The organism is Thalassiella azotivora, assembly GCF_054781695.1.
In genome coordinates, this window is sequence record NZ_BAAGTX010000010.1 from 113,748 (window position 1) to 139,634 (window position 25,887).

Here is a 25,887-nt window from a genome sequence, read left to right on the forward strand (position 1 = left end):
AGGAGGGGTGGATGGGGGTCAGGCTACCCGCGGACGGGACCCCCTCCGGACACGCGTCCACGCACGGCGGCGGAAGCGCGCGCGACGCCGTCCGGTTCCTGCCAGACGGGCTGCGGCGGGTCGGTCCGCGGGGTGCGGCCGAGGGCCAGCAGGACGACGTCGCGGACCGCCGGGCGCAGGTCCGGACGGCGCCGCAGCAGCAGCCGCGCGAGCAGGTCGACGGTGGCCGCGACTGGGACGGTGGCGAGAGCAGCCAGCGCGGCGAATACCGTCAGGTCGACCACCCACGTCGTGTCCCGGGTCGCGCCGAACAGCCCCACGTACGCCGCCATCCCGAGCGCGGCGGCGGTCAGCACGCCGTGCGGGCGGGCCAGACGCCGGTGGGGTTGGCACGGCGGCAGCGACCGGGAGGTGCGCAGGGTGACCACGGTCGCCACGGCGGTCGCGAGCAGCAGTCCCGCGAGCAGCGCGAGCGCTACCCGCGCGAGGCCGTCGCCGCGGTGACCGGCACCGACCCACCACACGACGACGGCGAGCGTCCCCGCGCCGCACCATGCGCTGGTGAGCCACGTGCCCGGAGCGGCCCTGCGCCTAGGGCCGGTCCCGGCCGGCTGCTCGTCCCACCAGGTCCGGGGCTCGGGGACCTCGGGGTCGATCTTGCGGCGCGCCATGGCTCGCGTGCTGGCACCCCAGAGCAGCATCCCGGCCACGGACCCGGCAGCCCACCAGGGGATGATCATCGCCAGGTAGCCCGGGACGCCCGACGGATTCGTCAGCGCGCCGAGGATGCCGGGAAGCACCAGCACGAAAAGGGGCGGTAGCCAGTTCGTGCGCAACGGGTAGAGAGCCCCCTCCACATCGTCCCGCGCCCAACTGCGGTGCCCTCGCGGCACCACGTCGTACATCCGCCACAGCACCCACCTCCACAGCGGGGGGCGGTGCCGCAGCCGCCAGGACCAGCCGGAGCGGACGACGTCCCAAGTCGTGCGGGCACCGGGTCGCGTCACGCCCGGGGGTGCGGTGTCCAGCAGCAGGCCGAGGAGCTCGTCGCCGTACCGGGCGCGCCACCGGCGAGGGTAGGCGCGCAGCAGCCGGCGGCAGCGGCGCTCGTACGCGGCGGCCTGCTCGCCGGGGCGGTTCGGCCCCCCGGTCACGCCGTCCCCCCGGCCGGTCGCGCGCGAAGGACGCGCGCGGCGGAGCGGGTCAGGGCGGCGAGCCGCTCGGTCTCGGCGCGGGCCGCTGCGGCGCCGTCCGAGGTGAGGGCGTAGTAGCGGCGCAGCCGGCCGTCGACGACCTCCTCCCGCTCGGGAACCGCCCAGCCGGCGGCGACGAGGCGGTCCAGCACCCCGTAGAGCGTGCCGGGCCGCAGCACCACGTCACCGTCGGTCATCGCCCGCACGGCCTCGACGACCCCGTAGCCGTGCCGTGGCTGGTCCGCCAGCGCCAGCAGCACGAGGTACAGCTGCTCGGTGATCCGCAGGGTCGCCATTCCCGATATATATCGTGAACCGATGCATGAGCGCTACGCCTCGGCGCCGCCGGCCCCCTGCGCCTGCTGCGTCCCGGTGGCACAGTGAGGCCATGCGACTGACCCACCTCGGACACGCCTGCCTGCTCGTCGAGACCTCCGGCGCCCGCGTGCTGGTCGACCCCGGGTCGTGGTCCTCCTTCGAGGACGTCACCGGCCTGGACGCCGTCGTCGTCACCCACGCCCACCCCGACCACGTCGACTGGTCCCGGCTGCCCGCCCTCGTCGAGGCCAACCCCGGCGCGCGGCTGCTGATGGAGCCCGCGGTCGCGGCGTCCGACGAGGCGAGGGACCTCACCACCACCGCGTTCACGCCGGGCGACGGCGTCGAGCTCGGCGACCTCGCCCTCGAGGCCGTGGGCGGCCGGCACGCCGTCATCCACGCCGACGTCCCGCGGATCGGCAACGTCGGCGTCCTCGCCCGGGAGGCCGGCGGGCCCACCCTGCTGCACCCCGGTGACTCCTACGAGGCCACCCCGAGCGGCGTCGACGTGCTCGCCGTCCCGGTCAACGCCCCGTGGGCCGCGGTGAAGGAGACCATCGAGTTCTCCCGTGCGGTCGGTGCGGGCACCGTGGTCCCCGTCCACGACCACCTGCTGTCGGACGACGGCCGCGCCCTGTACCTGCGCCTCCTCGGCTCCCTCGGCGGCCGGGACGGCGACGGGGTCGAGGTCCGCGACCTCGCCGGCGCGGGGGCCACCGACCTCTGACCGGCAGGCAGGCCCGGGTCAGGGACCGGCGGCCTCGAGGAGGGTGAGCCACACCTCGCTGACCGTGGGGTAGGCGGGGACGGCGTGCCGCAGCCGTCCCAGCGGCACCTCCCCCACCACGGCGACGGTCGCGGCGTGCAGGAGCTCGGCGACGTCCGGGCCCACGAACGTGGCGCCCACGACGACCGACCGCTCCTCGTCCACGACGAGGCGCGCCCACCCCGTGTACCCGTCCGCGTGCAGCGAGGCCCCCGCCACGGCGCCGAGGTCGGCGTCGGCGCACCGGACGGCCAGCCCGGCGTCGGCGGCCCCGGCCGCGGTCAGGCCGACGGACGCCACCTCGGGGTCGGTGAACACGACCTGCGGCACCGCCCGGACCGCGGCCGTCGTGGCGTGCGCCCCGTACGCCCCGTCACGGACCTCCCGGCCGGCCGCCCGCGCGGCCACCACGTCGCCGACGGCCCGGGCCGCGTACTTGCCCACGTGGGTCAGCGGCGCGGTCCCGGCGACGTCCCCGACCGCGTACAGCCAGTCGCCCTCGACCCCGCGCACCAGCCCGGTCGTGTCCACGTCCAGCGGGGCGTCGGGGTCCAGGCCCACGGACTCCACGCCGACGTCGTGGGTGCCGGGACGCCGTCCCGTCGCCACCAGCAGCTCGTCCGCCGCGACGACGTCTCCGTCGGCCAGGGTGACGGTCACCTCCCCGGTGCGGCTCCCCGCACCCCCGGCCCGCTCGACCCGCACGGCCTGCGCGCCGTCCCGGACGTCGACGCCGTCGGCGCGCAGACCCTCCGCGACGAGCTCGGCCGCCCGGGGCTCGGCCCGGCCGAGGACGCCGCCGCGGGCGAGGAGGGTGACCTGCGACCCCAACCGCGCGAACGCCTGCGCCATCTCCACCCCGACGACCCCGCCGCCGAGCACCGCCAGCCGGCCCGGCACCGCGCGGGCCGCGGTCGCCTCGCGGCTGCCCCAGTGCTCGGTGTGCCGCAGCCCCTCGACGGGCGGGGTGACGGGCCGGGAGCCGGTGGCCAGCACGACGGCGTGCCGGGCACGCAGCGTCCGCGTGCTGCCGTCCCCGACGGTCACCTCGACGGCACGCTCCCCCACGAGCCGGCCGTGTCCGCGGACGACGTCCACGCCCGCGCCGTCGGCCCACTCGGCCTGCGCCGCGTCGTCCCAGCCGTGGGTGAACGCGTCCCGGCGCCGCAGCACCGCGTCGACGTCCAGGTCGCCACGCACCGCCTCGGCGGCCCCCGGCACCCGGCGGGCCGCGACCAGCGCGTGCCCCGGGCGCAGCAGCGCCTTGCTGGGCATGCACGCCCAGTACGAGCACTCGCCGCCGAGCAGGTCGACCTCGACGAGCGCGGCGCTCAGCCCGCCGTCCACGGCCCGGGCGGCCGCCACCTCACCGGCGGGCCCACCGCCCACGACGACGACGTCCCACTCGCTGCGCTGCCCGGTCATGGCGTCGAGCGTCGCAGCGGGCCGGGGTCAGCGCCAGACGTCGCCGGTGAGCCGCTCGTAGGCCTCGACGTACCGCGCGCGGGTCCGCTCGACGACGTCGTCCGGCAGCGGCGGTGGCGGGGTGCCGCCGGACCGGTCCCAGCCGGAGGCCGGCGACGTCAGCCAGTCGCGCACGAACTGCTTGTCGAAGCTCGGCTGGGGCCGGCCCGGCTCCCACTGGTCGGCCGGCCAGAACCGGGACGAGTCGGGGGTCAGCACCTCGTCGGCCAGGACCAGCCGCTGGTCACCGACGTCCGGGTCGACGCCGAACTCGAGCTTGGTGTCGGCGAGCAGGACGCCGCGCTCGCGGGCGACCTCCTCCGCCCAGGTGTACACGCGCAGGGTGGTGTCGCGCAGCGCCTCGGCCAGGTCGCGCCCGTGCTCGGCCGCGACGACGTCGAAGGAGACGTTCTCGTCGTGCTCGCCGACCTCCGCCTTGCGGGCCGGCGTGAAGACCGGCGGGTCGAGCCGGGACCCGTCGACCAGGCCCTCGGGCAGCTCGACGCCGCACACTGCGCCGGACTCCTGGTACTCGGCCAGCCCGGAGCCGGTGAGGTAACCGCGGGCCACGCACTCCACCGGCACCATGTCCAGGCGGCGGCAGACCATCGCCCGCCCGGCGACCTCCGCGGGGACGTCGGTCGACACCAGGTGGTCGCGCACCCCCAGCCCGGCGCCCTCGACCTGCGCGAACCACCACAGGGTCAGGGCGGTGAGAACCTTGCCCTTGTCGGGGATGGGGGTGCTCAGGACGTGGTCGTAGGCGCTGATCCGGTCGCTGGCCACCACCAGCACGAGGCCGTCGTCGTCGTCCCGCACGTACAGGTCGCGGACCTTGCCCGAGTACGTGTGCCGCCACCCGGGCAGCTGCAGCGGCTCGCTCACGCGCGCAGTCTGGCAGAGCCGGCCGCGCCCTCAGTCCAGGGCGTGCAGGAGCACCGGCGCGGTCGCGACCGCGACGACCCGGTCCTGCGGGAGGACCGGGACCCCGTCCGGTCCGGGAACGGCGCTGACGACGACCTGCACGTCCCCGGCGCGCACGTGCGCGACCAGGTGCCCCGCGACCGACCGGCCGACGTGGACGACGGCCCCGTCGGCACCGGGGACGGGTCCGCACCCCGGGTCCGCAGGGGCGGGGCAGGGACCGACGTCCTCGCCGCCGCGGCGGACCTCGATCTCGAGGTCGACGCTGCCCGACGCCGACCCGACCCCGAGGACGTCGACGCTGAGCCGGGCGGTCGCACCGACCGGGCGACCGTCCCCGTCGCGCAGCACGCGCACCGGCGGGGTGAGCTCGACGGGCACGGCGCGTGCCTCCGCCCCGGACCCGCCGACCGCCGCCGCGACGGCCTTGGTGCGCCACGTGCCGGCCGTCTGCGCGCTGACGACACCGGCGCGCACGGCGTCGTCAGCCACCTCCCCGCGCGGCTGGGCACCGTCGGCGGCGGCGAACGTGGTGCCCGCACCGGAACGCTCGAGCGGTCCGGGGGCGGCGGGCGCACCCGGGCGCAGCGCCGCCGGCAGCGCCACGACCGCGGTCACGGCGCCGGCGACGAGCACGGCCGCGACCGCGGTCGAGCCCAGCCGTCGCCGTCGCCGCTGCCGGCGCCCGACCCGACGGACCTCCCCCAGGTCCAGGGTCAGCGGCGGCTCGTCGACGACCGCCTGCTGCAGCACCGACCGGGCCAGGGCGGCGTCGCGGTCCTCGGCCCCGGGCGGGGACGCCGTCACGTCCCCACCCCGACGGGCCGGCCCGCCGGACGGGCCCCCGCCGCCGACGGCGGCTGCGGCGCAGCCCCCACCGGCTCACCCGGCCCGGTGGCCAACCGCTGTCGCAGCGTCCGGGCGGCCTTGTGCGCCTGGCTCTTCACCGTGCCGACGGACACGTCGAGCAGCTCGGCCACCTGCTCGACCGGCAGGTCCTCCCAGTAGCGCAGCACCATGACGGCGCGCTGCCCCGGAGCCAGTTCGTCCAGCAGGGCCAGCGCGTCGAGCCGCCCGGTGACGCCGTCCTCCACCGGCGGCGCCCCGCCACCCGGCGCCGGGCGGGGCTCGGGGACCGTCTCGGCGCTGTGCTCCCGGCGCCACGGGCGGCGCGACTCGTCGATCGCGACCCGCACCAGGGTCCGTCGCGCGTAGGCGTCGAGGGCGTCGCGGCGTCGCAGCCGGGGCCACGCCGCGTGCACCTTGACCAGGGTCGTCTGCACGAGGTCGTCGGCCAGGTGCCAGTCAGCGCAGACGAGGAAGGCGGTGCGGCGCAGCGCGGCCGCGCGGGCCGACGCCCACGCCGTGAACTCCTCGTCGTCGCGCGACACGTCCGCTCCTCCCTGCCACCGCACGGGCGCGCGCAGGCGCCCCCTGGACTGTGACACGGAACGGACCCCGCCGGTGGTTGCCTCCGCTCACCGGCTGCGTCGACCGGGCCGTCACCGTCCCGGGCTAGGGTCCGTAGCCGTGACCGACGCCACCGCGCCCCAGGACGCCGACCGCACCCACGACGCCTCGCCCGGCCACCCCAGCCCGCCGCCCGCCCCGCCGGTCGACGACCTCGTCACCACCCACCACACGCTCCAGACCGGTGACCTGACCCTGGCGTACACGGCGCGCGCCGGTCGGGTCGTGCTGCGCCAGGAGGTGGTCGAGGACGGCGAGTTCAAGGGCCACCAGCCGAAGGCGGAGGTCTTCGTCGCGGCGTACACCCTGGACGACGCGCCCGCGTCGAGCCGGCCGGTGACGTTCTGCTTCAACGGCGGCCCGGGGTCGTCGTCCGTGTGGCTGCACCTGGGCGTGCTCGGCCCGCGACGGGTCCTGATGGGCGACGCCGGGGACCTCGCGCCGCCGCCGTACGGGCTGGCCGACAACGCCGAGACGCTGCTGCGGCACAGCGACCTCGTCTTCATCGACCCGGTGTCGACCGGGTACTCCCGCGCCGTCCGCGGCGGCAAGCCGGGTGACTACCACGGCTTCACCGGCGACCTGCAGTCCGTGGCGGAGGTGATCCGGCTGTGGACCACCCGCAACGACCGGTGGATGAGCCCCAAGCTGCTGGCCGGGGAGTCCTACGGGACGCTGCGCGCGGCCGCCCTCGCCGAGCACCTGCAGACCCGCTACGGCATGTACCTCAACGGGATCGCCCTCATCTCGATGGTGCTGGACATGGGCACGATCCGGTTCACCGAGGGCAACGACGCCCCGTACGCGATGTTCCTGCCCACGTACGCGGCCATCGCCCACCACCACGGCCTGCACGGGGACCGGCCGCTGGCCGACGTCCTCGCCGAGGCCGAGGAGTTCGCGGCCACGCGCTACCCGTGGGCACTGGCGCGCGGCGCCCGCCTCACCGCCGAGGAGCGGGCGGACGTCGTCGCGACCACCGCCCGCCTGACCGGGCTGTCCGAGGACTACGTCGACCGGGTCGACCTGCGGATCGAGCACATCCGGTTCTTCACCGAGCTGCTGCGCGACCGCCGCCGGGTCGTCGGTCGCCTCGACGGCCGGTTCACCGGCTGGGACCGGGACGCCGGCGGCGAGCACTTCGAGGAGGACCCGTCCTACCTGGCGATCCACGGGCCCTACGCCGCGGCGTTCAACCACTACGTGCGCGCCGAGCTCGGGTACCACAACGACCTGCCGTACGAGATCCTCACCGACCGGGTCCGGCCGTGGTCGTACCAGGAGTTCGAGGACCGGCACGTGTCCGTGACCGACAGGCTGTCCGCCGCCATGCGGGCGAACCCCCACCTGAAGGTCCACGTGGCCTGCGGCTGGTTCGACGGCGCGACGCCCTACTTCGCCGCCGAGAGCACCGTCGCCCGGCTGCAGGTGCCGGACGAGCTGCGCGACAACGTGTCCACCGCCTACTACCCGTCGGGGCACATGATGTACGTGCACGAGCCGAGCCGGGTGCAGCAGGCGCAGGACCTGGCCGACTGGGTCCGCGAGGCGGCGCGCACCGGCTGAGCCACGCACGCGCCGGACACCGCCGGGGCCGGGGCCGGGGTCGAGTCGATCACCGTCCCGGTTGGTGACAAGATGCGTCCCGGTGCGCGACCGCGCACCTCTCACGCGAACGGGTTGAGGGACCAGCTCGCTCTCGCGCAGCCACGGCGGACCACCGCTGCTGTCGAGGAAGCGAAGCGCCTGCATGCCCGAGCACCTGTCCGGTCAGTTCGTCGTCGACCCGTCCAGCGGGCGCTGGTCGTGGTCCGCGGAGCTGCACGAGCTCCTGGGGACCCTCCCCGGCCCACGCGCGCCAGACAGGCCCGACGGGCCCGACGGGCCCGACGGGCCCGACGGCTGGGGCGACGCCGACCTGACCGAGCACGTCCACCCGCAGGACCGGGACCGCTTCCGGGACCTGGTCGGCCGCACCGCCAGCGCGGAGGGCCCCTCCCCGGACGTGTGCGGCCACCGCCTCACCACCGCGCACGGTGCCGAGCGGTACGCCCTCACGCTGGTCGAGCGGCGCGACGGCCGTGCCACCAGCGACGGTCACGCCCCCGTCACCCTGCACGGACGCGTCATCGACGTGTCGGCGGCGATCGCCTCGATCGCCCCGCAGGACGGGGAGGGTCACCTCCGGGCCGCGGTGGAGTCGCACCGCGTCGTGGACCAGGCCAAGGGCGCGCTGATGCTCGTCTACGGGCTGGACGCCGACGAGGCGTTCGACCTGCTGCGCTGGTTCTCCCAGCACACCAACACCCGGCTGCGGCGGCTCGCCGAGCGGATCGTCGGCGCCGCCGCCCGCGGTCACCTCGCCCGGTCCTCGTTCCTGCCCGTCGACACCCTGCTCGGCGACCTCGCCCTGACCGCCGACACCGGCGAGCTGCCCGTCGTCTCCCAGCCGGCCGCCCGTCCCGGTGCGCACCCGTCGGGCCGGCTCGTCACGGCGGTGGGGCGGCGGGACGGCGACCGGGTGCTGGCGGTGACGGGCGCCCTGGACCTGGCCGCGACCCCCGCGTGGGGTGAGGCGCTCGCGGACCTGCTGCGCGGGCACGAACCCGGGCAGCGCCTCGTCGTCGACCTCACCGCCGCCCGGCACGTCGGGTCCGCGGCCGCCGCCGAGCTCGGGCGGTTCGTCCAGCGCTGCGGCCGCCGGGGGGTCGCCGTGGAGGTCGTCGAGGGTGACGCGGGCACGTCGTCCGCCACGCCGCCCGGGCCCTCCGATGTGGCCGGCGGCGCCGCGGTCCCCGGGGCCGCCGCCGACCGCTGAGGTGGTGGCTCAGCCGGAGGCGGCTGCGGCGGCGATGTCCGTGCGGTGGTGGGAGCCGTCGAGGCCGACCGCCGCCACCCCCGCGTAGGCGGCCTCCCGGGCCGCGGCCAGGTCCCGCCCGGTGCCGACGACGGACAGCACCCGCCCGCCGGCGCTGAGCAGCTCACCGCTCGGCCCGACGGACGTGCCCGCGTGCAGGACGTGGACGCCGTCCAGGGCGTCGGCCTGCGCCACCCCGGTGACGACGTCCCCGGTCCGGGGGGACGCGGGGTAGCCGTGCGCGGCGACGACGACCGTCACGGCGGCCTCGTCCCGCCAGCGGAGCCGGTCGACCTCGTCGAGCCGGCCCGTCGACGCGGCCATCAGGGTCCCCGCGAGCGGCGTCGCCAACCGGGCCAGGACGACCTGGGTCTCGGGGTCGCCGAAGCGGGCGTTGAACTCGATGACCCGCACACCGCGCGACGTCAGCGCCAGGCCGCAGTAGAGCAGGCCGGTGAACTCGTCGCCCTGACGGCGCAGCTGCTCGACGACGGGGCGGGCGACCCGCTCGACGACCTCGTCGACCAGTCCCGGCGGCGCCCACGGCAGCGGCGAGTACGCGCCCATGCCCCCGGTGTTGGGGCCGCTGTCGCCGTCCCCGGCCCGCTTGAAGTCCTGCGCCGGCGCGAGCGGGACGACGGTGCGCCCGTCGGTCAGGCAGAACAGGGAGACCTCGGGGCCGTCGAGGAACTCCTCGACGACGACCGCACCGTCCGGCCGGGCGAGGCACGCGCGGGCGTGCGCGAGGGCGTCGTCCCGCGAGTCCGTGACGACGACGCCCTTGCCTGCGGCCAGACCGTCGTCCTTGACCACGTGCGGCGCGCCGAACGCGTCGAGGGCGGCGGCCACCTCGTCCTCGGTGGTGCACACGTGCGCCATCGCGGTGGGCACCTCCGCCGCGGCCATCACCTGCTTGGCGAACGCCTTGGACCCCTCGAGCCGGGCCGCCCGCGCGGACGGACCGAAGCAGGCGATCCCCCGCTCGCGGACGGCGTCCGCGGCCCCCGCGACCAGCGGCACCTCCGGGCCCACCACGACCAGGTCGACCCCGAGGCGCTCGGCGAGGTCGGCGACCCGCTGCGGGTCGGCGGCGTCGACCGGGTGGTTCGTCGCCACCTGCGCCGTCCCCGGGTTGCCCGGCGCGGCGTGCAGCTCCTCGACGTCCGGGTCGTGGTGCAGGGAGCGGACCAGGGCGTGCTCACGGGCGCCGGAGCCGATGACGAGGACCTTCACGGGCGCCGAGCCTAGACGCCCCGCCTGCCGGTGACCGCGCCCGTCTCACCCCCAGGCCCCCCGGCCCGCCTCCACGCACCTTTCCACCAACGTGTGGTCCAGGCGCCACTCCGGGCCGCACGTTGGTGGAAAGGTGCGGTTCCCGGGCGCCCCTCCGCCGCAGGTTGGTGGAAAGGTGCGGTTCCCGGGCGCCCCTCGACCGCAGGTTGGTGGAAAGGTGCGGTCAGGCGGGCGTCGGGGCGGGTGGCTCAGACCGGGTCGGGGGCGCCGACCTGGCCGGGCAGCTCGCCCGACGCGACGAGGTCGCGCAGGCGCTGGACGTCCCGCTCGGCCCGCCAGCCGCTGGTGCCCTTGGCCCCGAACGCGTCGACGACGCCCTCGACCAGCCCCTCCGGCTCGACGTCGAGCACGAGCTCGACGTCGCTGCGCCGGTCGCCGTGCGGCACCACCCGCAGGCTGCCGTCGAAGGCCGCTCCGTGCTGGTGCTTCCAGGACACCCGGCGCACCTTCGGGTCCACCGAGACGACGACGTCCACCTCACGGGTGTGCTTGGCGAAGCGCACCCGCCACCGGTACCTGCGGTGCCCCGTGCGCTCGACCTCGTCCAGCCCCTCGAGGAAGGCCGGCCAGCTCTCCACCTCGCACAACCGGGAGAACAGCTCGTCGGGTGCCATCGGGACCGTCGCGCTCGCGCGCTTGTCGCTCACGGGGACCACCTCCGCAGCGGGGCGCGGGACGCCCGGCGCGTCCCGCCTCCTGCCACGGTACGCCGCGGGGCGCTGACCACGACAGGACCGAGGCCCCTGGTCGCCCGGGCGCCGGCTGGAGGCCGAACCGGCTGTCAGCCGCCCAGCAGGTCGTGCCGGACGACCGTGGCCTCCCGGTCCGGGCCGACACCCACGGCGGAGATCCGGGCCCCGGACATCTCCTCGAGCGCCTCGACGTACCGCTGGGCGGCCGGCGGCAGGTCCTCGAAGCGGCGGGCGCCGGTGATGTCCTCGGTCCAGCCCTCGAGGTACTCGTACACCGGCTTCGCGTGGTGGAAGTCCGTCTGCGTCATCGGCATCTCGTCGTGCCGGACGCCGTCCACGTCGTACGCGACGCACACAGGGATCCGCTCGCGGCCGGTGAGCACGTCCAGCTTGGTGAGGACGAAGTCGGTCACCCCGTTGACGCGCGCCGCGTACCGGGCGATCGGCGCGTCGTACCAGCCGCACCGCCGCGGGCGCCCGGTCGTCGTGCCGAACTCGCCGCCCTGGGCGCGCAGCCACTCGCCGTCCGCGTCCTCGAGCTCCGTCGGGAACGGGCCCTCCCCGACGCGGGTGGTGTACGCCTTGACGACGGCGACGACCCGGTCGATCCGCAACGGCGGGACGCCGCTGCCCGTGCAGGCGCCCGCGGCGGTCGCGGTGGACGACGTCACGAACGGGTACGTGCCGTGGTCGACGTCCAGCAGCGTCGCCTGGCCGGCCTCGAACAGCACGGTCTCGCCGCGGTCGAGCGCCTCACCGAGCAACAGGCCGCTGTCGCAGACCATCGGCGCGACCCGGTCGGCGTAGGACAGCAGCTCCTCGACCACCTCGTCGACGGTCACCGCGCGGCGGTTGTAGACCTTCACGAGCAGCTGGTTCTTCTGGTCGAGGGCGCCCTCGACCTTCTGCCGCAGGATGTTCTCGTCGAACAGGTCCTGGATGCGCAGGCCGACGCGGTTCATCTTGTCGGCGTACGTCGGGCCGATGCCGCGGCCGGTGGTGCCGATCCGGCGCTTGCCGAGGAAGCGCTCCGTGACCTTGTCGAGGGTGCGGTTGTACGGCGCGATGATGTGCGCGTTCGCGGACAGCCGCAGCCGGGAGCAGTCGACGCCCCGTGCCGTCAGCGCCTCGATCTCCTCGAACAGCACGGACAGGTCCACGACCACGCCGTTGCCGATGACGGGCGTGACCCCGGGGGTGAGGATCCCCGACGGCAGCAGGTGCAGCGCGTACTTCTCGCCGCCGACGACGACCGTGTGCCCGGCGTTGTTGCCGCCGTTGAACTTCACGACGTGGTCGACGCGCGCACCGAGCGCGTCCGTCGCCTTGCCCTTGCCCTCGTCGCCCCACTGGGCACCGACGATCACGATCGCGGGCATTCGCGCTGCACCTTCTCTGTCGACGTCCACCGGGCGGGTGGTGGCCCGCGCGCCCGCGCGCGCCACCCCGGCGGGGCCCGGCGTACGGTGTCGCTGGTTGTCGCGGCCGCGGGGACGCCGCGACCGCCACGACTGCAGGCGAGCCGACCCGAGGCTACCGGAGGACACCCGTGACCCAGATCCCCGTCGAACGCGGCGCCGACCCGCGCCGTCCCCAGGTGCTGGCGGTCGTCAACCCCGGCGCCGGGTCCGCGCGCGAGGAGGACGTCGCCACGGCGGTCGTCGCGCTGCGCGAGCAGGCGGACGTCGAGGTCGTCACCCCCGCCGACGAGGCCGAGCTCGACGCCGCGCTGTCCGTGCGCGGCGACCGGCGGCTCGTCGTCCTCGGCGGTGACGGGACCCTGCACGACGTCGCGAACGCGCTGCACCGCGCGGGCCGGCTCGGCGACGTCGGCCCGGTCGGCGTCGTCCCGCTGGGCACGGGCAACGACCTCGCGACGGGGCTCGGGGTGCCCGCCGACCCCGCGCTCGCGGCACGGATCGCGCTGACCGGCCGCCCGCGCGAGGTCGAGGTGCTCGTCGACGAGGACGGCGGCGTGGTCGTCAACGCCGTGCACGCCGGCGTCGGTGCCGAGGCGGCGCAGCGGGCCGAGGGGAGCAAGGCGGCCCTCGGTGCCACCGCGTACAAGGTCGGCGCCCTGGCGGCGGGCGTGGCGGCGTCCGGTCGTCACCTGCGGGTCGTGGTCGACGGCCACGAGGTGCACGACGGCAGCGAACCGGTGCTGATGGCCGCCGTGGTGGTCGGCCGCACGGTCGGCGGTGGTGCGCCGGTCGCACCGGGGTCTCAGCCCACGGACGGGTACGCGGAGGTCGTGGTGTCGCTGGCGACCGGCCTCGGCGCGCGGGTGGGCTTCGCCCGCGACGTGCTGTCCGGCGCCCACACCGACCGGGACGACGTCATCGTCGCCCGGGGGTGCGAGGTGCTGGTGGCCGCCGCGGACGGCGAGCCGTTCCCGCTCGACGTGGACGGCGAGGTGGAGGCCGAGGTGGTGCGCCGGACGTGGCGGGTCGTCCCCCGGGCCTGGAGCCTCGTCGTCCCCTCCTGACCTTGCTCACCCCCACCTGCTTTGCTCACCGGTTGCTCGGTTGCCGGCCTCTCGCCCGAGCAGCCGGTGAGCAACGAGCAACCGGTGAGCAAGGGTCAGGTGGTGGCGGCGATGCGCTCCTCGGCCGTCGGGTCGCTGTCGTGCAGCAGGGTGGCGCAGCGCTGCGCCTCGTCGTCCTCGCCGATGCCGCCGGCGGCCTGCCCGAGCGCCCGGATCGCGCGCAGCACCCCGCGGTTGGGCTCGTGCTCGAACGGCACGGGACCGTGGCCCTTCCACCCGGAGCGGCGCAGCGCGTCCAGGCCACGGTGGTAGCCCGTCCGGGCGAACGCGTAGGCGGCCACCCACTCACCGCGCCCGGCGGCCTGCTCGGACAGCACCGCCCAGGCCAGCGACGACGACGGGTGCCTGGCGGCCAGGTCCGCAGGTGCCTGGCCGTCGGCGAGCGCCGCGGCGACGTCGGAGTCGGGGTGGTCGGCGGGCAGCAGGGTGGGGCGTGGCTCGCCCAGCAGGTTGGGGTGCGACATGCCGCCAGTCTCCCAGCGGGTTACGGTGACGGCCAGGAGGTGGGCCCCCACTCATGATGGAGCTCTCGACGTCGCCGACGACGACCACGATCACCATCGTCGGCGACCTCGACCTGGCCGAGCGCGGGCAGTTCCCCGAGCTCGTGGCCCGGGTCAGCGGTCTGCGGCGCCAGCTCCTGGTCCTCGACCTGTGCCGCACCACTTTCCTGGACTCCACGGGCGCGGCGTTCCTCATCTCCCTCGCGGAGGCCACCGACAAGCGCGGCGGCGTCACGCTGCTGCGCGGTGCCGACGAGCGCAACCGGTTCGTGCTCGAGGTGTGCGGTGCGCTCGACATGTTCCGGGTGGACGACGAGCACGCGTGCGACCTGGCGGCCGAGGGGTCCGCGGCGTGGCCCTCGGGTGAGGGCCAGGTGCTCGACGGCGAGGTGCTCGAGGCGGAGGACGTCGACCGCTGACGCGGGTCGGGGCCGTCAGCCCCGGACGGCGACCACGGGGATCCGCGCCCACACGATCTTGCCGGGGCCGCTGCGGCGCCAGCCCCAGTCGGCGAGCCGCTGCACGACGTGCAGGCCGTACCCCCCGGGACCCTCGCGACCCTCCTCGGCCGGTTCGGGTGCGTGCGGGTTGCTGTCCTCGACCTCCAGCAGCAGCGAGTCCGCGCTGTGGTCGAGCCGAAGCCCGACGGTGCCCCAGCCGTGCAGGACGGCGTTCGCGACGAGCTCGGAGACGACCAGCTCCGCCTCGCCACCCACCTCCAGCCCCCACAGCTCGCAGGTCTGGACGGTCAGGCGGCGCGCCCTGGCGATGGACGCGGGGTCACCGGTGAGCTGCCAGCGCCGCTGCCGCGGGCCGCCGGCGACGTGCGGCGGACCGCCGGTCGGGACCCGCAGGACGACGACGGCCATGTCGTCCTCCGGCGCCTGCCCGAGGCTCGCGAGCAGCTGCTCACCGATCCCGGCGGCGTCGGTCAGGACCAGGTCGGCGCAGACGGCCTCCAGCCGCTTGAGCCCGTCCATCAGGCGCCGGCTGCGCCGTTCGATCAGGCCGTCGGTGTAGAACACGACGACGTCGCCGGGCGAGAGCGACACCGCGGAGGTCTCCCGCGGCCGGTCGCCGATGCCGACGAGGGTCCCGCCGCCCTCCATCAGCGGGAGGACGCGGCCGTCCTGCACGAGCATCGGCGGCAGGTGCCCGGCCCGGCACCAGGACATCTCCCAGCCGCCGTCGCCGTCCTCCTCGAGACGGGCGTAGACCATCGAGGCGGTGCGGGAGATCCGCATCCCGCGCACGAGCTGGTCGACCCGCATGAGGACGGTGCCCGGCTCCTCCTGCTCGTAGGCGTACGCCCGCACGACCGAGCGGAGCTGGCCCATCGCCGCGGCGGCCTCGATGTCGTGGCCGACGACGTCACCGATGACGACGCCGACGGCACCCTCGGGCTGCATGACGTCGTACCAGTCGCCGCCGACCTGGGCGTGGTCGACGTTGGGGGCGTAGTACGACCACAGGTCGAGCCCGGGCACGCTGGTCTGCTCCGGCAGCATGCTCTGCTGCAGCGTCTCGGCCATCAGGTGCTCGCGGGCGTACAGGCGGGCGTTGTCGAGGGACAGCCCGACCCGGCGGGCGACCTCCACCACCAGGTCGCGGTCGTCCGCGCCGAGGACGTCGCCGTCCGGCAGCACCAGCAGCCCCAGCACCCCGTGCCGGCCGGGCACGGGCACCGTGAGGCAGTCGCAGTCGACCGCGGCGCAGACCTCCTCGACCACCCACCGGGTCAGCGAGCCGTCCGGCGCCTCACCGCCGGCCCGCAGCGTCTGGATCCCGGCGACCTCACCGCGGACCTGGCGGGCGACGAGGTCCCCGGCGGTGCGCCCGCCGCGCTCGGGAACGAACGGCCTCGGGTGGAGGGACTCGGTGCCGGACGTCGCCGCGAGCCGCACGTCGTCGTCCACGGTGAGCACGGCGCACCAGGGGACGAGGTGGCGGGTGAGGATGCGCGCGACCCGGCGCAGCATCAGCTGGGTGTCGAGGTCGGTGACGGCGTCCGCGACGTCGGCCAACAGCCCCAGCCGGCCGCGGGCGGCCTGCTCCGCCGCGTACGCGCGGGCCAGCCGCAGCTCGGACTCGACCCGGGTCGTGACGTCGGCCTGCACCCCGACGTAGTTGACCAGGCGGCCCTCCGCGTCGAACACCGGCGAGATGGAGACCTCGTTCCAGAACGGGGTGCCGTCCGCGCGGTAGTTCAGCAGCGTCTCGACCACGGGACGCTGCTCGGCGAGGGCCTTGCGCATCCGCGCGACGGCGTCCTGGTCGGTGTCGGGACCCTGCAGGAACCGGCAGTTGCGCCCGACGGCGTCCTCGTAGGCGTAGCCGGTGGTGCGGGTGAACGCCGGGTTCACCCAGACCAGCGGGTCGTCCTCGGCGTCCGGGTCGCTGATGGTGAAGGACAGGTCGGTGGCGACCACCGCCCGGTTGTGCAGCCGCCGCGTCTCGTCCAGGTGCCTGTCCTCCGGGGACATCTGCTCCACGAGGAACTCACCGGTCCCCAGCCCCGGCGGCATGAACACGACGAGCGCGAGGTCGCGCAGGTCGGCGTCGACGGTGCTCGCGCTGAGCGGGAAGCCGGTCACCCACAGCGGTTGCAGGTCGGCGTCGCGGTCGGCCTCGGTCGATCCGACGAGGTCGACCGGGCTGGAGCCGGGGTCGTCGGCCCGACGGGCGTCGCGGTACACGAGCTCGCCGTCGAGCGGCTCGCCGCGGGCGACCCGCGACAGCGGGTGCGCGGTGCCGCTGAGGTCCTGCCCGGCCCGGTTGCTCAGCCCGGCGGCGGTGCTCCACTCGTCGACGGAGATCGGCAGCCGGCCGTCCCCGGTCATCGCGGAGGCCGTCGGGTTCGCGTGCACGACGGTGCTGGTCGTCAGGTCCACCAGCAGGACGGCGGCCAGCGAGTCGGCCGCCACGGCCTCCTGCGCCACGGGCGCGTCACCACCCGGTTTGACCACTCGGCGCTCCGATCGTCTAGCGTGCTGCCCGAGTCCCTCCGGCGGGCATCGGGCCGTCGTCGGAGTGGATCGGAGGTTCGATGACGAGTGACGCTAACACCGGCGACCCCACCGACGCGCCGCGGCTGCCGCAGACGGCCGACGGCGAGCCGGGGTCGGTGCACGTCCTGCTCGGGGACAGGCGGACCCGCGTCGTCCTGACCGGTGAGATCGACGCCGGTCTGGGGCCGGACCTCCTGGAGGCCGCGGCCGCCGCCGAGGACGCCGACCTGCCCGTCGACGTCGACGCCCAGCACGTGCGCTTCATGGACTCCACCGGGGTGGCGTTCCTCGCGCGCCTGGCCTCCCGGGCCCACGAGCCGCTGGTGCTGATCCGGCCGCCGGCGGTCGTGAAGTTCCTCGTCGAGGTCACCAGCATCAGCGAGCTCGTCCGCGTCGTGGACGCGGACCCGGGCTTCGAGGACGAGCCGACCCGTGCCGGAGGCGCGCGACCGTCGGGCTCCGACGGAGACGACGACCCGGACGACGACCCGGACCTCATCGCCTGAGCGCGGCCTCCTGCGTTTCCACGACCGGTCCACGACCGGTCCCACGCCCCACGGAAGGTCCCAGGACGACGAGGGCCGCCGCCCTCGCGGGACGGCGGCCCTCGTGGTCCGGGCGACTGGTCAGCGCATGCGCTGGCCGGCGGACCGCAGGTTCTGGCACGCCTCGACGACGCGCGCGGCCATCCCGGCCTCGGCGGCCTTGCCCCAGGCGCGCGGGTCGTACTGCTTCTTGTTGCCGACCTCGCCGTCGATCTTCAGCACGCCGTCGTAGTTGCGGAGCACGTGCTCGACGACGGGCCGGGTGAAGGCGTACTGGGTGTCGGTGTCGACGTTCATCTTCACGACGCCGTAGTCCACGGCCGCGGCGATCTCCTCCGGCAGCGAGCCGGACCCGCCGTGGAAGACCAGGTCGAACGGCTTGGAGCCCTCGGACAGGCCGAGCTCGGAGCAGACCGCGGCCTGCGCCTGCTGCAGGATCTCCGGGCGCAGCTTGACGTTGCCGGGCTTGTAGACGCCGTGCACGTTGCCGAAGGTCAGCGCCGTCATGTACCGGCCGTTCTCGCCGTTGCCGAGGGCCTTGACGGTGTCGATCGCGTCCTGCGGCGTCGTGTACAGCTGCTCGTTGATCTCGTTGGCGACGCCGTCCTCCTCGCCGCCGACGACGCCGACCTCGATCTCGAGGACGACGTTCGCGGCTGCGCACTGCTCCAGCAGCTCGCGGGCGATCTGCAGGTTCTCCTCCAGCGGCACCGCGGAGCCGTCCCACATGTGCGACTGGAACAGCGGGTCGCGGCCCTCCTTGACGCGCTCCTGGCTGATCGCGAGCAGCGGCCGGACGAAGCCGTCGAGCTTGTCCTTCGGGCAGTGGTCGGTGTGCAGGGCGATGTTGACGTCGTACGCCTTCGCGACGTGGTGGGCGTACTCGGCCAGGGCCTGCGCGCCGAGCACCATGTCCTTGATGGTGGGACCGGACAGGTACTCCGCGCCGCCGGTGGACACCTGCACGATGCCGTCGCTCTCGGCCTCGGCGAAGCCGCGGATCGCGGCGTTCAGCGTCTGGGAGCTGGTGACGTTGATCGCCGGGTAGGCGAACGCGTTCTCCTTCGCCCGGTCGAGCATCTGGGCGTAGACCTCGGGGCTGGCGATGGGCATCGAAGCACTCCTCGTGACGTCGTCTGGCCGGCACCGGCCGGCTCGGTGTCACCGATCCTGCCACGACCGCAGCACACGACCGCAGCACCGGACCGCAGGACAGGACCTCGCCGTCGCGGGATGCTGGCCTGGTGCCACCCGGTGATCCGGACGGTCACCCCGGGGGGACGGCGGCGCAGGTCCCGTCAGCCCCGGGTGACGCGCGTGCCCACGGGCACCGGACGTACCCCGCGACGGCGGACCGCGAGCGCCTCGCCGCGCTGGTGCAGAAGTCCGGCGACCTCGTCGCCACCTCGGACCTCGACGGCAACCTGACGTTCCTCAACGACGCCGGGGTGCGGCTGCTCGGCCTGGACAGCGCCGAGCAGGTGCTGGGCACCTCGCCGCTCGAGCTGTTCACCGACACCGACCGCCCCGTCGGCGAGAAGGGCCAGGAGACCCTGATGTCCGGCTGGGACTGGCGGGGCACCGTCCACCTGCGGCACGCGCGCACGGGCGAGGCGATCCCCGTCGACCTGGACGCGTTCGTGGTCACCGACCCGGTCGACGACCGCCCGCTGGCGCTGGCGGCCGTGGGCCGGGACCTGCGGGAGCAGCGGGCGGCGCAGGAGGCGCTGGCCACGCGCGTGCAGGAGCAGCGCGACCTCGCCGAGCTCGCCCGGATGGCGCTGGTCGAGCCGCTGTCCGACGTCCTGCACGAGTGCGTGGAGCGCCTCCGCCGGCGGTTCCCCGGGATGCTCGGCGGGGTGCTGGTGCGCGAGCACGACCTGACGTTCCGCTCGACGGCGAGCGCGGCCCCCCGCTGGGAGGGCCGGCTCATCACGTTCGGGGAGCGCTCGCTGACGGCAAGGGCGCTGGAGACAGGCCTGCCGCAGCACACCGCGGACATGTGGGACGACCCCCGGTTCGTGTCCGAGCCGGCGCGTGAGGCCGGCTCGCACGCGGGGCTGGTGGTGCCGATCCTGTGCCGCACGGGGGTCTGGGGCACCTTGGGGATGGCGTACCACGAGGTGCGGGAGTGGGCCGCCGAGGAGGTGGCGTTCGTCGAGCTGCTCGCGGCCACGCTGGGCGCCGCGGTGCAGCGTCAGCAGCTCGAGGACGAGCTGGCGCACCAGGCGGTGCACGACGCGCTGACGGGCCTGCCGAACCGCACCCTGGCGCACGACCGGATCGAGAGGGCACTGGCGCACGCCCGCCGGGACCGCACCGTGACCGCCGTCCTGCTCCTGGACCTCGACGACTTCAAGGCGGTCAACGACACCCTGGGCCACGGCGCCGGCGACCGGTTGCTGCAGACGCTCGCGCGCCGGTTCGAGGGGGCCGTGCGGGCCGGGGACACCGTGGCCCGGCTCGGTGGGGACGAGTTCGTCGTCGTGTGCGAGGGGCTGTCCCGGCCGGAGGACGTCGCGGGCCCTGCGGAGGCGCTGCTCGCGGCCTGCCGGGACGACCTGTCGCTCGACGGTCGCTGCCTGAGCGTCACGGTGAGCATCGGGGTGGCCGTCAGCCGCTGCGGGGAGGGCGACACGGAGCGCCTCCTGGCCGAGGCGGACCTGGCGATGTACCGGGCGAAGTCCGACCACGGCGGCACCTACCGGCTGTTCGACCAGTCCTTCCGCGGGGAGGCGGTCCAGCGGGTGGAGACGGTCGTGCGACTGCGGGAGGCACTGCAGGCCAGGAAGCTGCGGCGCGAGTGGATGCCGATCGTCGACGTGGCCAGCGGGCGCGTGGTCGCCCTGGAGGCACTGGCCCGCTGGGACGGCCCGCACGGCCCGGTGCCGCCGGACGTGTTCGTGCCCGTCGCGGAGGACGTCGGACTGGTCCAGCAGCTCGGGGAGCAGGTCCTCGACGGCGCGGTGGGGGCGATCGCGCGGTGGCGCGACCAGGGTCACGACCTCGCGCTGCGGGTCAACGTCAGCCCCCACGAGCTGCGGCGACCCGGGTACGTCGACACGGTCCTGGCGGTCCTGGACCGGCACGGCGTCGAACCGGGACGGCTCGGGCTGGAGATCACCGAGTCCACCCTCGTCGCGGACGACGCCCTGACCCGGGGCACGCTGACGGCCCTGTCGGGGCTCGGGGTCACGCTGCTGCTGGACGACTTCGGCACGGGGTACAGCTCGCTGAGCTACCTGTCGCGGTTCCCGCTCGTCGACGTGCTGAAGACCGACCGGTCCTTCCTCGCCGAGGGCTCGCGGGGGCTGGCCGTCGTGGAGGCCGTCGCCGCCCTGGCCCGCCCCCTGGACCTGCAGGTGTGCGCGGAGGGCGTCGAACGGGCCGAGCACCTGGAGGTGCTGCGCCGGCTGGGCTGCGCGTTCGCCCAGGGCTACCTCATCTCACCGCCGCTGCCCGAGACCGACGTCGCGGGGTGGTTGTCGTCCTGGGAGCCGTGGGGCCCGTCGACCTGATGAGGCACGACCCGCCCGTCGACGAGCTCGACCACCGCGTCGGCGAGGTCGACGAGGGCCGGGTCGTGGGTGGCGACGACGGCGGTCACCCCGCGCTCGTCCACCAGGGAGCGGACCAGCTCCATCACCGCCCGGCCGGTGGCCGAGTCGAGCTGCCCGGTGGGCTCGTCGGCGACGAGCAGGTCCGGTTCGCCGGCGAGCGCCCGGGCCACGGCCACGCGCTGCTGCTGGCCGCCGCTGAGCTCGTAGGGCCGGTGCCGGCCGTGCCCGCCGAGACCGACGAGGTCGAGCAGCTCGGCGACGCGTCGCTCGCGCGCGGCGGGGTCGGTGCGCCGCAGCCGCAGCGGGACGCCGACGTTCTCCGCTGCCGTGAGCACGGGCAGCAGCCCGAAGGACTGGAATACGTACCCGATCCGGGTGCGGCGCAGCGCGACGAGCCCGTCCTCGCCGAGCGCCGTGAGGTCCTGGCCGTCGAACCGGACGCTGCCGCCGTCGGGGGTGTCGAGGCCGCCGAGGAGGTTGAGCAGGGTGGTCTTGCCCGACCCGGACCGGCCGCGGACGACGACGAGCCGGCCGCGGTCGACGGTCAGGTCGACGCCCCGCAGGGCGTGCACCGGGGCGCCGGCCCCGGTGAAGGTGCGGACGAGCCCGGTGGCGTGCAGCAGCGGCGGCCGGCCACTCGACCGACCAGCGCCCCGGTGTCCGCCGTCGTCAGCCACGGCCGCCGCCGTCGTCCTCGGGTCGCACCTGGATGTGGTCGGGCTCCAGCGCCAGGCGCACCCGCCGGCGCAGCTGCAGGGCGGTGACGAACTCCTTCGGCAGCTGCAGGCGGCCGGTCCGGTCGAGGACCGCGTACTCCTCCGCGACGTGGGACTCCGCACCCGTGTGGTCGACGGTCCGGCGGCGCAGCACCTCGCTGGCGGTGCGCCCGTCCCGGATCGCGACGGTCCGCTCGACGTGCTCGCTGACGAGCGGGTCGTGGGTGACGACGAGGACGGTCACCCCGAGCGCGGTGTTGACGTCGCGGAACGCCCGCATCACCTCCGCGGAGGTGGCGGTGTCCAGCTCGCCGGTCGGCTCGTCGGCGAGCAGCACGCGGGGGGAGTTCGCGAGCGCCACCGCGATGGCGACCCGCTGCTGCTGGCCGCCGGACAGCTCGGCGGGACGCCGGTCGGCGCACGCGCCGACGCCGAGCAGGTCGAGCAGCTCGCCGACCCGCTCGCGCCGGCGGGCCCGGGGGACGCGGGTGACGGCCATCGGCATCGCGACGTTCTCGGCGGCGGTGAGGAACGGCAGCAGGTTGCGGGCGGTCTGCTGCCAGACGAACCCGACGGTGCGGCGCTGGTAGGCGACGCGCTCGCGCCGTCCCAGGTCGAGCAGGTCGTGCCCGGCGACCCTGGCCCGCCCGGCGGTCGGCACGTCCAGGCCGGACAGGATGTTCAGCAGGGTGGACTTGCCCGACCCGGACGCGCCGACGACGGCGACGAGCTCGCCGGAGTCGACGTGCAGGTCCAGGCCCTGCAGGGCGACGACCTCGACGCCCTCGGCGGAGAAGATCCGCACGAGGTTCTCGCACAGCACGGCGGGTTCGTCGGTCGGCACGGGCCTCTCCCTCGGTCGCCTCTCGGTGGTCGGCCTCGCGGTGGTCGGCCTCTCGGTGGTCGGCCTCGCGGTGGTCACGTCTCGTCCCCCACCCGCAGGACCGCGCCGAGCCGCAGCCGGCGGTTCGCGGCGACGGCGACCGCGACGAGCGCCGCCGTGACGAGCACGAAACCACCGAGGACGCCGGCCAGCGCCAGCGGGTCGGCGCTCACCGCGGGCTGCTCGGCCCCGCCGGTGAAGGCGCGCAGGTCGGTCGCAGGGACGAGCGCCCACGCGCTGAGGAGCCCGACGACGGCACCGGCCGCGGTGGCGGCCGCGACGAGCGGGGCGACCTCCCACACCACGAGCCAGCGGGCCTGGCGCTGGTCGGCGCCGAGCGTGCGCAGCCGGGACAGCAGGCGGGTGCGCTCGGGCGCCCCGACGACGAGCGCGAGGACGACGGCGACCCCCGACACGAGCGCCGCGAGCACCGCCGCGACGGTGGTGGCGGCGAGGGTCCCGGCGACGAGCGGGCGGTCCCGCACCCGGGCCACCGCGCCGTCGTGGGTGGTCAGGGGCGCGGCGGTCCCGAGGGCGGTCCGCAGCCGCTCCTGCAGCGCGGCGACGTCGGCCCCGGGTCGGGGGGCGAGCGCGACGGCGTCCGCGACCGGCAGGTCGACGCCGGTGGCGAGCCACGCGGCGCGGTCCACGACGACGACCGGGCGGTCCGTGACGAGGCCGGGCAGGCCGCGTCCGCCCGGGAGGGTCGCGACCACCCGCACGGTGACCGGGCTCGGGCCGGCGTCGACGACGACCTCGTCGCCGACGTCCCCGAGCGCCGCGGACGTGAGCGCGGGCACCGGTGGGCGGGGAGCCCCGGCGGGTCCCGTGGGGCGGGTCGCGTCGGCCGAGGCGTCCGCGAGCCGGTCCAGGCCCGCGCCGCCCGCGACGCGCCGGGGCAGGTCCCGCTGGACGTCGGCCAGCGGCCCGGCGTCCACGGCGGCGAGCGTCACGGCGCGCTCGCGGCCGTCGGTCCGGGCGGTGGCTCCCTGGGAGCCGGTCGCGGCCGCGGCCCGCACGTCGGGGTCGGCGACGGCGGCGGCCACCTCGTCGGCCGTGAAGCCGGCGCCGCTGACCCGGGCCGGGGCGCCGAGCTGCTGCCACGCGGCGGTGGTGGCGCCCTGGGTGCTGGTGGTCGCCAGCACGGAGCCGAAGACGGCGGTGGACAGGGCCAGCACCAGCACGACCAGGGGCACGGTGCCGCCGCCGGGGTCGCGGCCGGCGCGGGCGGCACCGAGGAACGCCACGGCTCCCCGGCGGCGGGCGGTGGCGTCGGCGAGGGCGGCGACCGGCCGTGGGTACCAGCGGGCGGTCAGCAGCGCCGCGGCGAGCGCGACCAGGACCGGCGCCGCGGCCAGCAGGGGGTCGGGCCCGGTCCAGGGCAGCCGGTCGGCGGAGGTGAGCGCGACGACGCCGCCGACGACCCGGAACCCGCCGCCGTCCAGCCCGCGGTCGCGCAGGAGCAGGACCGCGGCGACCGCGAGCAGGACGACGAGCACCTCCGCCGCGACCCGCACCCGCCGCGTGCGGACCGCGGTGACGTCCCGGCGCACGACGTGCAGGCCGCCGGGGCGGGCGAGCAGCGGCAGCAGCACGGCGGGGGCCAGGCCCAGCAGGGCCGGCAGCACCCAGACGGCGGGGCCGGGGTCCCCGGGCACCAGCGCCGTCGCGATCGCCGCCCCGACCGCGGCGGCCGGCAGGCCGAGGAGCAGGCCCTCGACGGTCATCAGGGCCCGGACCTGCCCGGGCGAGGCGCCGCGCGCCACGGCCAGCGCGAGGGCCCGGCGGCGGCGCTCCACGACCAGCCGGGCGGCGAGGGCGAGCAGCCCGAGGGAGGTGCCGGCCAGCCCGGTGACCAGCAGGGTGACCAGCGCGGTGGACGCGGCCTGGGCGTGCAGGTGACCGGCGAGGAGCAGGTCGAGGTTGGTGCCGAGCCGGACCTCGCGCAGGACGGGGACGAACCCGGTGTCCGGCGGGTCGGGGACGGCGACGAGGCGCTCCTCGACGGCGCGGACGTCGGCGAGCAGCGGTGCGGCGCCGCGCGCCCGGACGTCGGGGTCGGTGACGGGGACGGTGAACCGGGTGCTGGGCCGCCGGGTCCAGGCGACCTGCCGCTCGACGGCGGGCCAGGTGGACGCCGCGACGACGGCGACCGGCTGGTAGATGTCGCCGACCGCCGGGGAGACGACGACCGGCGGCTCGAGCACGTCGCCGTCCCACCCCCAGCGTGGTGCGGTGGGGTCGACCGCCTCGAAGACGCCGACGACGAGCAGGTCGAGGTTGCCGGGCAGGTCGACGCGGGAGCCGGGGGCGACGCCGGCGTCGTCGGCGGTGCGGGCGGACACGGCGACCTCGACGACCGTCCGCTCGTAGGACGCGGGGTCCTCCTGGAAGCCGCCGGCGGGCCGCGGGCCCGACTCGGCCCCCTCGACCGGGGACGTCGTCGCGGTGGCGGGAGCCCGCCCGTCCACCCACCGCACGTGCGGGTCGAGGTCGACCAGGGTGACGACGTCCCAGTCGAGGACGCCCCTGGGCGGGGCGAGGACGGGGTCGACCGAGGCGCCGCCCAGGTCGCGGTACCCGGCGGTGACGACCGGCGGCGCGGTCAGCGCCCGCACGGACGGGGGCAGGCCGTCGCGCAGCTGCTCGGCGAACCGGCGGGTCGGGGCGAGCGGGTCCTCCCCCGGCTGGCTCGGCGGGGCGGCGAGCTGGGCGACGGTCAGGTCACGCTGCTGCGGGGAGGCGTCCGTGACGGCCTGCCGCAGCCCGTCGGTGTGCACCGTGTCCAGGGCCCTCGGGACGGCGGCGGCGAGCAGGGCGCAGACGAGGACGACGAGCGCCACGGTCGCGACGGCGAGGCGGTCGGTGAGCACCTGGCGCAGGGTCAGGTGGGCGGTCCCGACGCCGTGCACGCGCTCTCGCCGCGCGGGTGGGGGACGGCGGCTCACGGGTGCACCCCCCGGGCGGGCCGGGTCGGTCCCACGGCCACCGCGACGAGCAGTCCCGCGGCCGCGGCGAGCGCCGCGCCGGGGCCGGGACCCGGTGAGGTGACGTCGCCGGCGGGCACCCCGGCGGCCGCGGCGACGAGCGGGACGACGGCGACGTGCGCCGCCGCCCACGCCGCGAGCAGGCCCGCGGCCGCCCCGAGGG

Annotated in this window: 21 protein-coding genes and 2 pseudogenes; 7 read left to right on the plus strand and 16 right to left on the minus strand. The window is 76.1% G+C overall.

Annotated features, from left to right (window positions below):
* Nucleotides 1-23: 23 nt before the first annotated feature.
* Both ACYVQV_RS08740 and ACYVQV_RS08745 read right to left on the minus strand, forming a co-directional pair.
* On the minus strand, nucleotides 24-1,154 hold the full coding sequence (locus tag ACYVQV_RS08740; protein WP_461022890.1) for a hypothetical protein: 1,131 nt from the start codon (nucleotides 1,152-1,154) through the stop codon (nucleotides 24-26).
* Nucleotides 1,151-1,489 carry a PadR family transcriptional regulator gene (locus tag ACYVQV_RS08745; protein ID WP_461022891.1) on the minus strand — a complete coding sequence of 113 codons (339 nt, stop codon included), beginning with the start codon at nucleotides 1,487-1,489 and terminating at the stop codon, nucleotides 1,151-1,153. The genes ACYVQV_RS08740 and ACYVQV_RS08745 overlap by 4 nt, the downstream gene beginning before the upstream one ends.
* Before the next feature lie 92 nt (nucleotides 1,490-1,581).
* Between ACYVQV_RS08745 and ACYVQV_RS08750 the strand changes: the two genes are divergently transcribed.
* Nucleotides 1,582-2,238: an MBL fold metallo-hydrolase gene (locus tag ACYVQV_RS08750; protein ID WP_461022892.1), complete on the plus strand. Its 657-nt coding sequence runs from the start codon at nucleotides 1,582-1,584 to the stop codon at nucleotides 2,236-2,238.
* Between the two features lie 18 nt (nucleotides 2,239-2,256).
* On the opposite strand, the gene ACYVQV_RS08755 is transcribed toward ACYVQV_RS08750, so the two are convergent.
* The 4 genes from ACYVQV_RS08755 to ACYVQV_RS08770 are packed head-to-tail and all read right to left on the minus strand — an operon-like array spanning nucleotide 2,257 to nucleotide 6,056.
* On the minus strand, nucleotides 2,257-3,702 hold the full coding sequence (locus ACYVQV_RS08755) for a dihydrolipoyl dehydrogenase family protein (protein ID WP_461022893.1): 1,446 nt from the start codon (nucleotides 3,700-3,702) through the stop codon (nucleotides 2,257-2,259).
* A gap of 27 nt (nucleotides 3,703-3,729) precedes the next feature.
* Complete coding sequence (locus ACYVQV_RS08760) at nucleotides 3,730-4,626, minus strand: phosphoribosylaminoimidazolesuccinocarboxamide synthase (protein WP_461022894.1); 897 nt, start codon at nucleotides 4,624-4,626, stop codon at nucleotides 3,730-3,732.
* Nucleotides 4,627-4,656: 30 nt separating this feature from the next.
* On the minus strand, nucleotides 4,657-5,472 hold the full coding sequence (locus ACYVQV_RS08765; protein ID WP_461022895.1) for a hypothetical protein: 816 nt from the start codon (nucleotides 5,470-5,472) through the stop codon (nucleotides 4,657-4,659).
* On the minus strand, nucleotides 5,469-6,056 hold the full coding sequence (locus ACYVQV_RS08770) for a SigE family RNA polymerase sigma factor (protein WP_461022896.1): 588 nt from the start codon (nucleotides 6,054-6,056) through the stop codon (nucleotides 5,469-5,471). The genes ACYVQV_RS08765 and ACYVQV_RS08770 overlap by 4 nt, the downstream gene beginning before the upstream one ends.
* 139 nt (nucleotides 6,057-6,195) lie before the next feature.
* On the opposite strand from ACYVQV_RS08770, the gene ACYVQV_RS08775 reads away from it, so the two are divergent.
* Both ACYVQV_RS08775 and ACYVQV_RS08780 read left to right on the plus strand, forming a co-directional pair.
* Complete coding sequence (locus tag ACYVQV_RS08775; protein ID WP_461022897.1) at nucleotides 6,196-7,701, plus strand: S10 family peptidase; 1,506 nt, start codon at nucleotides 6,196-6,198, stop codon at nucleotides 7,699-7,701.
* Nucleotides 7,702-7,885: 184 nt separating this feature from the next.
* On the plus strand, nucleotides 7,886-8,953 hold the full coding sequence (locus ACYVQV_RS08780) for an ANTAR domain-containing protein (protein WP_461022898.1): 1,068 nt from the start codon (nucleotides 7,886-7,888) through the stop codon (nucleotides 8,951-8,953).
* 9 nt (nucleotides 8,954-8,962) lie between these two features.
* Here the strand turns inward: ACYVQV_RS08780 and purD are convergent, their stop codons facing one another.
* The 3 genes from purD to ACYVQV_RS08795 form a co-directional block, all read right to left on the minus strand.
* Nucleotides 8,963-10,225, minus strand: a complete 1,263-nt coding sequence (purD, locus tag ACYVQV_RS08785) for a phosphoribosylamine--glycine ligase (RefSeq protein WP_461022899.1) — start codon at nucleotides 10,223-10,225, stop codon at nucleotides 8,963-8,965.
* 248 nt (nucleotides 10,226-10,473) lie between these two features.
* The gene (locus tag ACYVQV_RS08790; RefSeq protein ID WP_461022900.1) at nucleotides 10,474-10,932 is read right to left on the minus strand and encodes an SRPBCC family protein; all 459 of its coding nucleotides are present in this window, start codon (nucleotides 10,930-10,932) and stop codon (nucleotides 10,474-10,476) included.
* A gap of 134 nt (nucleotides 10,933-11,066) precedes the next feature.
* Nucleotides 11,067-12,356 (minus strand): adenylosuccinate synthase, encoded by a 1,290-nt coding sequence (locus ACYVQV_RS08795; RefSeq protein WP_461022901.1) that lies wholly within the window; start codon nucleotides 12,354-12,356, stop codon nucleotides 11,067-11,069.
* 170 nt (nucleotides 12,357-12,526) lie between these two features.
* Between ACYVQV_RS08795 and ACYVQV_RS08800 the strand changes: the two genes are divergently transcribed.
* On the plus strand, nucleotides 12,527-13,462 hold the full coding sequence (locus ACYVQV_RS08800; protein WP_461022902.1) for a diacylglycerol/lipid kinase family protein: 936 nt from the start codon (nucleotides 12,527-12,529) through the stop codon (nucleotides 13,460-13,462).
* 95 nt (nucleotides 13,463-13,557) lie between these two features.
* On the opposite strand, the gene ACYVQV_RS08805 is transcribed toward ACYVQV_RS08800, so the two are convergent.
* A complete protein-coding gene (locus ACYVQV_RS08805; RefSeq protein WP_461022903.1) occupies nucleotides 13,558-13,986 on the minus strand; it encodes a DUF3151 domain-containing protein in 429 nt (142 codons plus the stop codon).
* Nucleotides 13,987-14,039: 53 nt separating this feature from the next.
* Here ACYVQV_RS08805 and ACYVQV_RS08810 point away from each other — a divergent pair, with 53 nt between their 5' ends.
* On the plus strand, nucleotides 14,040-14,444 hold the full coding sequence (locus ACYVQV_RS08810; protein ID WP_461022904.1) for an STAS domain-containing protein: 405 nt from the start codon (nucleotides 14,040-14,042) through the stop codon (nucleotides 14,442-14,444).
* A 15-nt stretch (nucleotides 14,445-14,459) separates the two neighbouring features.
* Here the strand turns inward: ACYVQV_RS08810 and ACYVQV_RS08815 are convergent, their stop codons facing one another.
* Nucleotides 14,460-16,964, minus strand: a complete 2,505-nt coding sequence (locus ACYVQV_RS08815) for a SpoIIE family protein phosphatase (protein WP_461022905.1) — start codon at nucleotides 16,962-16,964, stop codon at nucleotides 14,460-14,462.
* Between the two features lie 107 nt (nucleotides 16,965-17,071).
* Between ACYVQV_RS08815 and ACYVQV_RS08820 the strand changes: the two genes are divergently transcribed.
* Nucleotides 17,072-17,539, plus strand: coding sequence for an STAS domain-containing protein (locus ACYVQV_RS08820; protein WP_461022906.1), 468 nt, complete (start codon nucleotides 17,072-17,074; stop codon nucleotides 17,537-17,539).
* A 120-nt stretch (nucleotides 17,540-17,659) separates the two neighbouring features.
* Here ACYVQV_RS08820 and fbaA read toward each other — a convergent pair.
* Nucleotides 17,660-18,694 (minus strand): annotated as a pseudogene (gene fbaA / locus ACYVQV_RS08825) (class II fructose-bisphosphate aldolase); the annotation flags it as partial.
* Between the two features lie 128 nt (nucleotides 18,695-18,822).
* Between fbaA and ACYVQV_RS08830 the strand changes: the two are divergent.
* On the plus strand, nucleotides 18,823-21,096 hold the full coding sequence (locus ACYVQV_RS08830) for a sensor domain-containing protein (protein WP_461022907.1): 2,274 nt from the start codon (nucleotides 18,823-18,825) through the stop codon (nucleotides 21,094-21,096).
* Here ACYVQV_RS08830 and ACYVQV_RS08835 read toward each other — a convergent pair.
* From ACYVQV_RS08835 to ACYVQV_RS08850, 4 genes and pseudogenes are all read right to left on the minus strand, one after another.
* Complete coding sequence (locus ACYVQV_RS08835) at nucleotides 21,015-21,761, minus strand: ABC transporter ATP-binding protein (RefSeq protein ID WP_461022917.1); 747 nt, start codon at nucleotides 21,759-21,761, stop codon at nucleotides 21,015-21,017. The genes ACYVQV_RS08830 and ACYVQV_RS08835 overlap by 82 nt on opposite strands.
* 46 nt (nucleotides 21,762-21,807) lie before the next feature.
* Nucleotides 21,808-22,698, minus strand: coding sequence for an ABC transporter ATP-binding protein (locus ACYVQV_RS08840; RefSeq protein WP_461022908.1), 891 nt, complete (start codon nucleotides 22,696-22,698; stop codon nucleotides 21,808-21,810).
* Between the two features lie 74 nt (nucleotides 22,699-22,772).
* Nucleotides 22,773-25,685 (minus strand): FtsX-like permease family protein, encoded by a 2,913-nt coding sequence (locus ACYVQV_RS08845; RefSeq protein ID WP_461022909.1) that lies wholly within the window; start codon nucleotides 25,683-25,685, stop codon nucleotides 22,773-22,775.
* Nucleotides 25,682-25,887: pseudogene (locus tag ACYVQV_RS08850) on the minus strand (hypothetical protein); the annotation flags it as partial. The gene ACYVQV_RS08845 and the pseudogene ACYVQV_RS08850, both read right to left, overlap by 4 nt.

Bases quoted from the DNA above. Each gene is read 5' to 3' on its own strand.
- ACYVQV_RS08755 (WP_461022893.1), bottom strand. From the start codon at position 3,702: ATGACCGGGCAGCGCAGCGAGTGGGACGTCGTCGTCGTGGGCGGTGGG.
- ACYVQV_RS08805 (WP_461022903.1), bottom strand. From the start codon at position 13,986: ATGTCGCACCCCAACCTGCTGGGCGAGCCACGCCCCACCCTGCTGCCC.
- ACYVQV_RS08745 (WP_461022891.1), bottom strand. From the start codon at position 1,489: ATGGCGACCCTGCGGATCACCGAGCAGCTGTACCTCGTGCTGCTGGCG.
- ACYVQV_RS08750 (WP_461022892.1), top strand. From the start codon at position 1,582: ATGCGACTGACCCACCTCGGACACGCCTGCCTGCTCGTCGAGACCTCC.
- ACYVQV_RS08780 (WP_461022898.1), top strand. From the start codon at position 7,886: ATGCCCGAGCACCTGTCCGGTCAGTTCGTCGTCGACCCGTCCAGCGGG.
- ACYVQV_RS08820 (WP_461022906.1), top strand. From the start codon at position 17,072: ATGACGAGTGACGCTAACACCGGCGACCCCACCGACGCGCCGCGGCTG.
- ACYVQV_RS08810 (WP_461022904.1), top strand. From the start codon at position 14,040: ATGATGGAGCTCTCGACGTCGCCGACGACGACCACGATCACCATCGTC.
- ACYVQV_RS08795 (WP_461022901.1), bottom strand. From the start codon at position 12,356: ATGCCCGCGATCGTGATCGTCGGTGCCCAGTGGGGCGACGAGGGCAAG.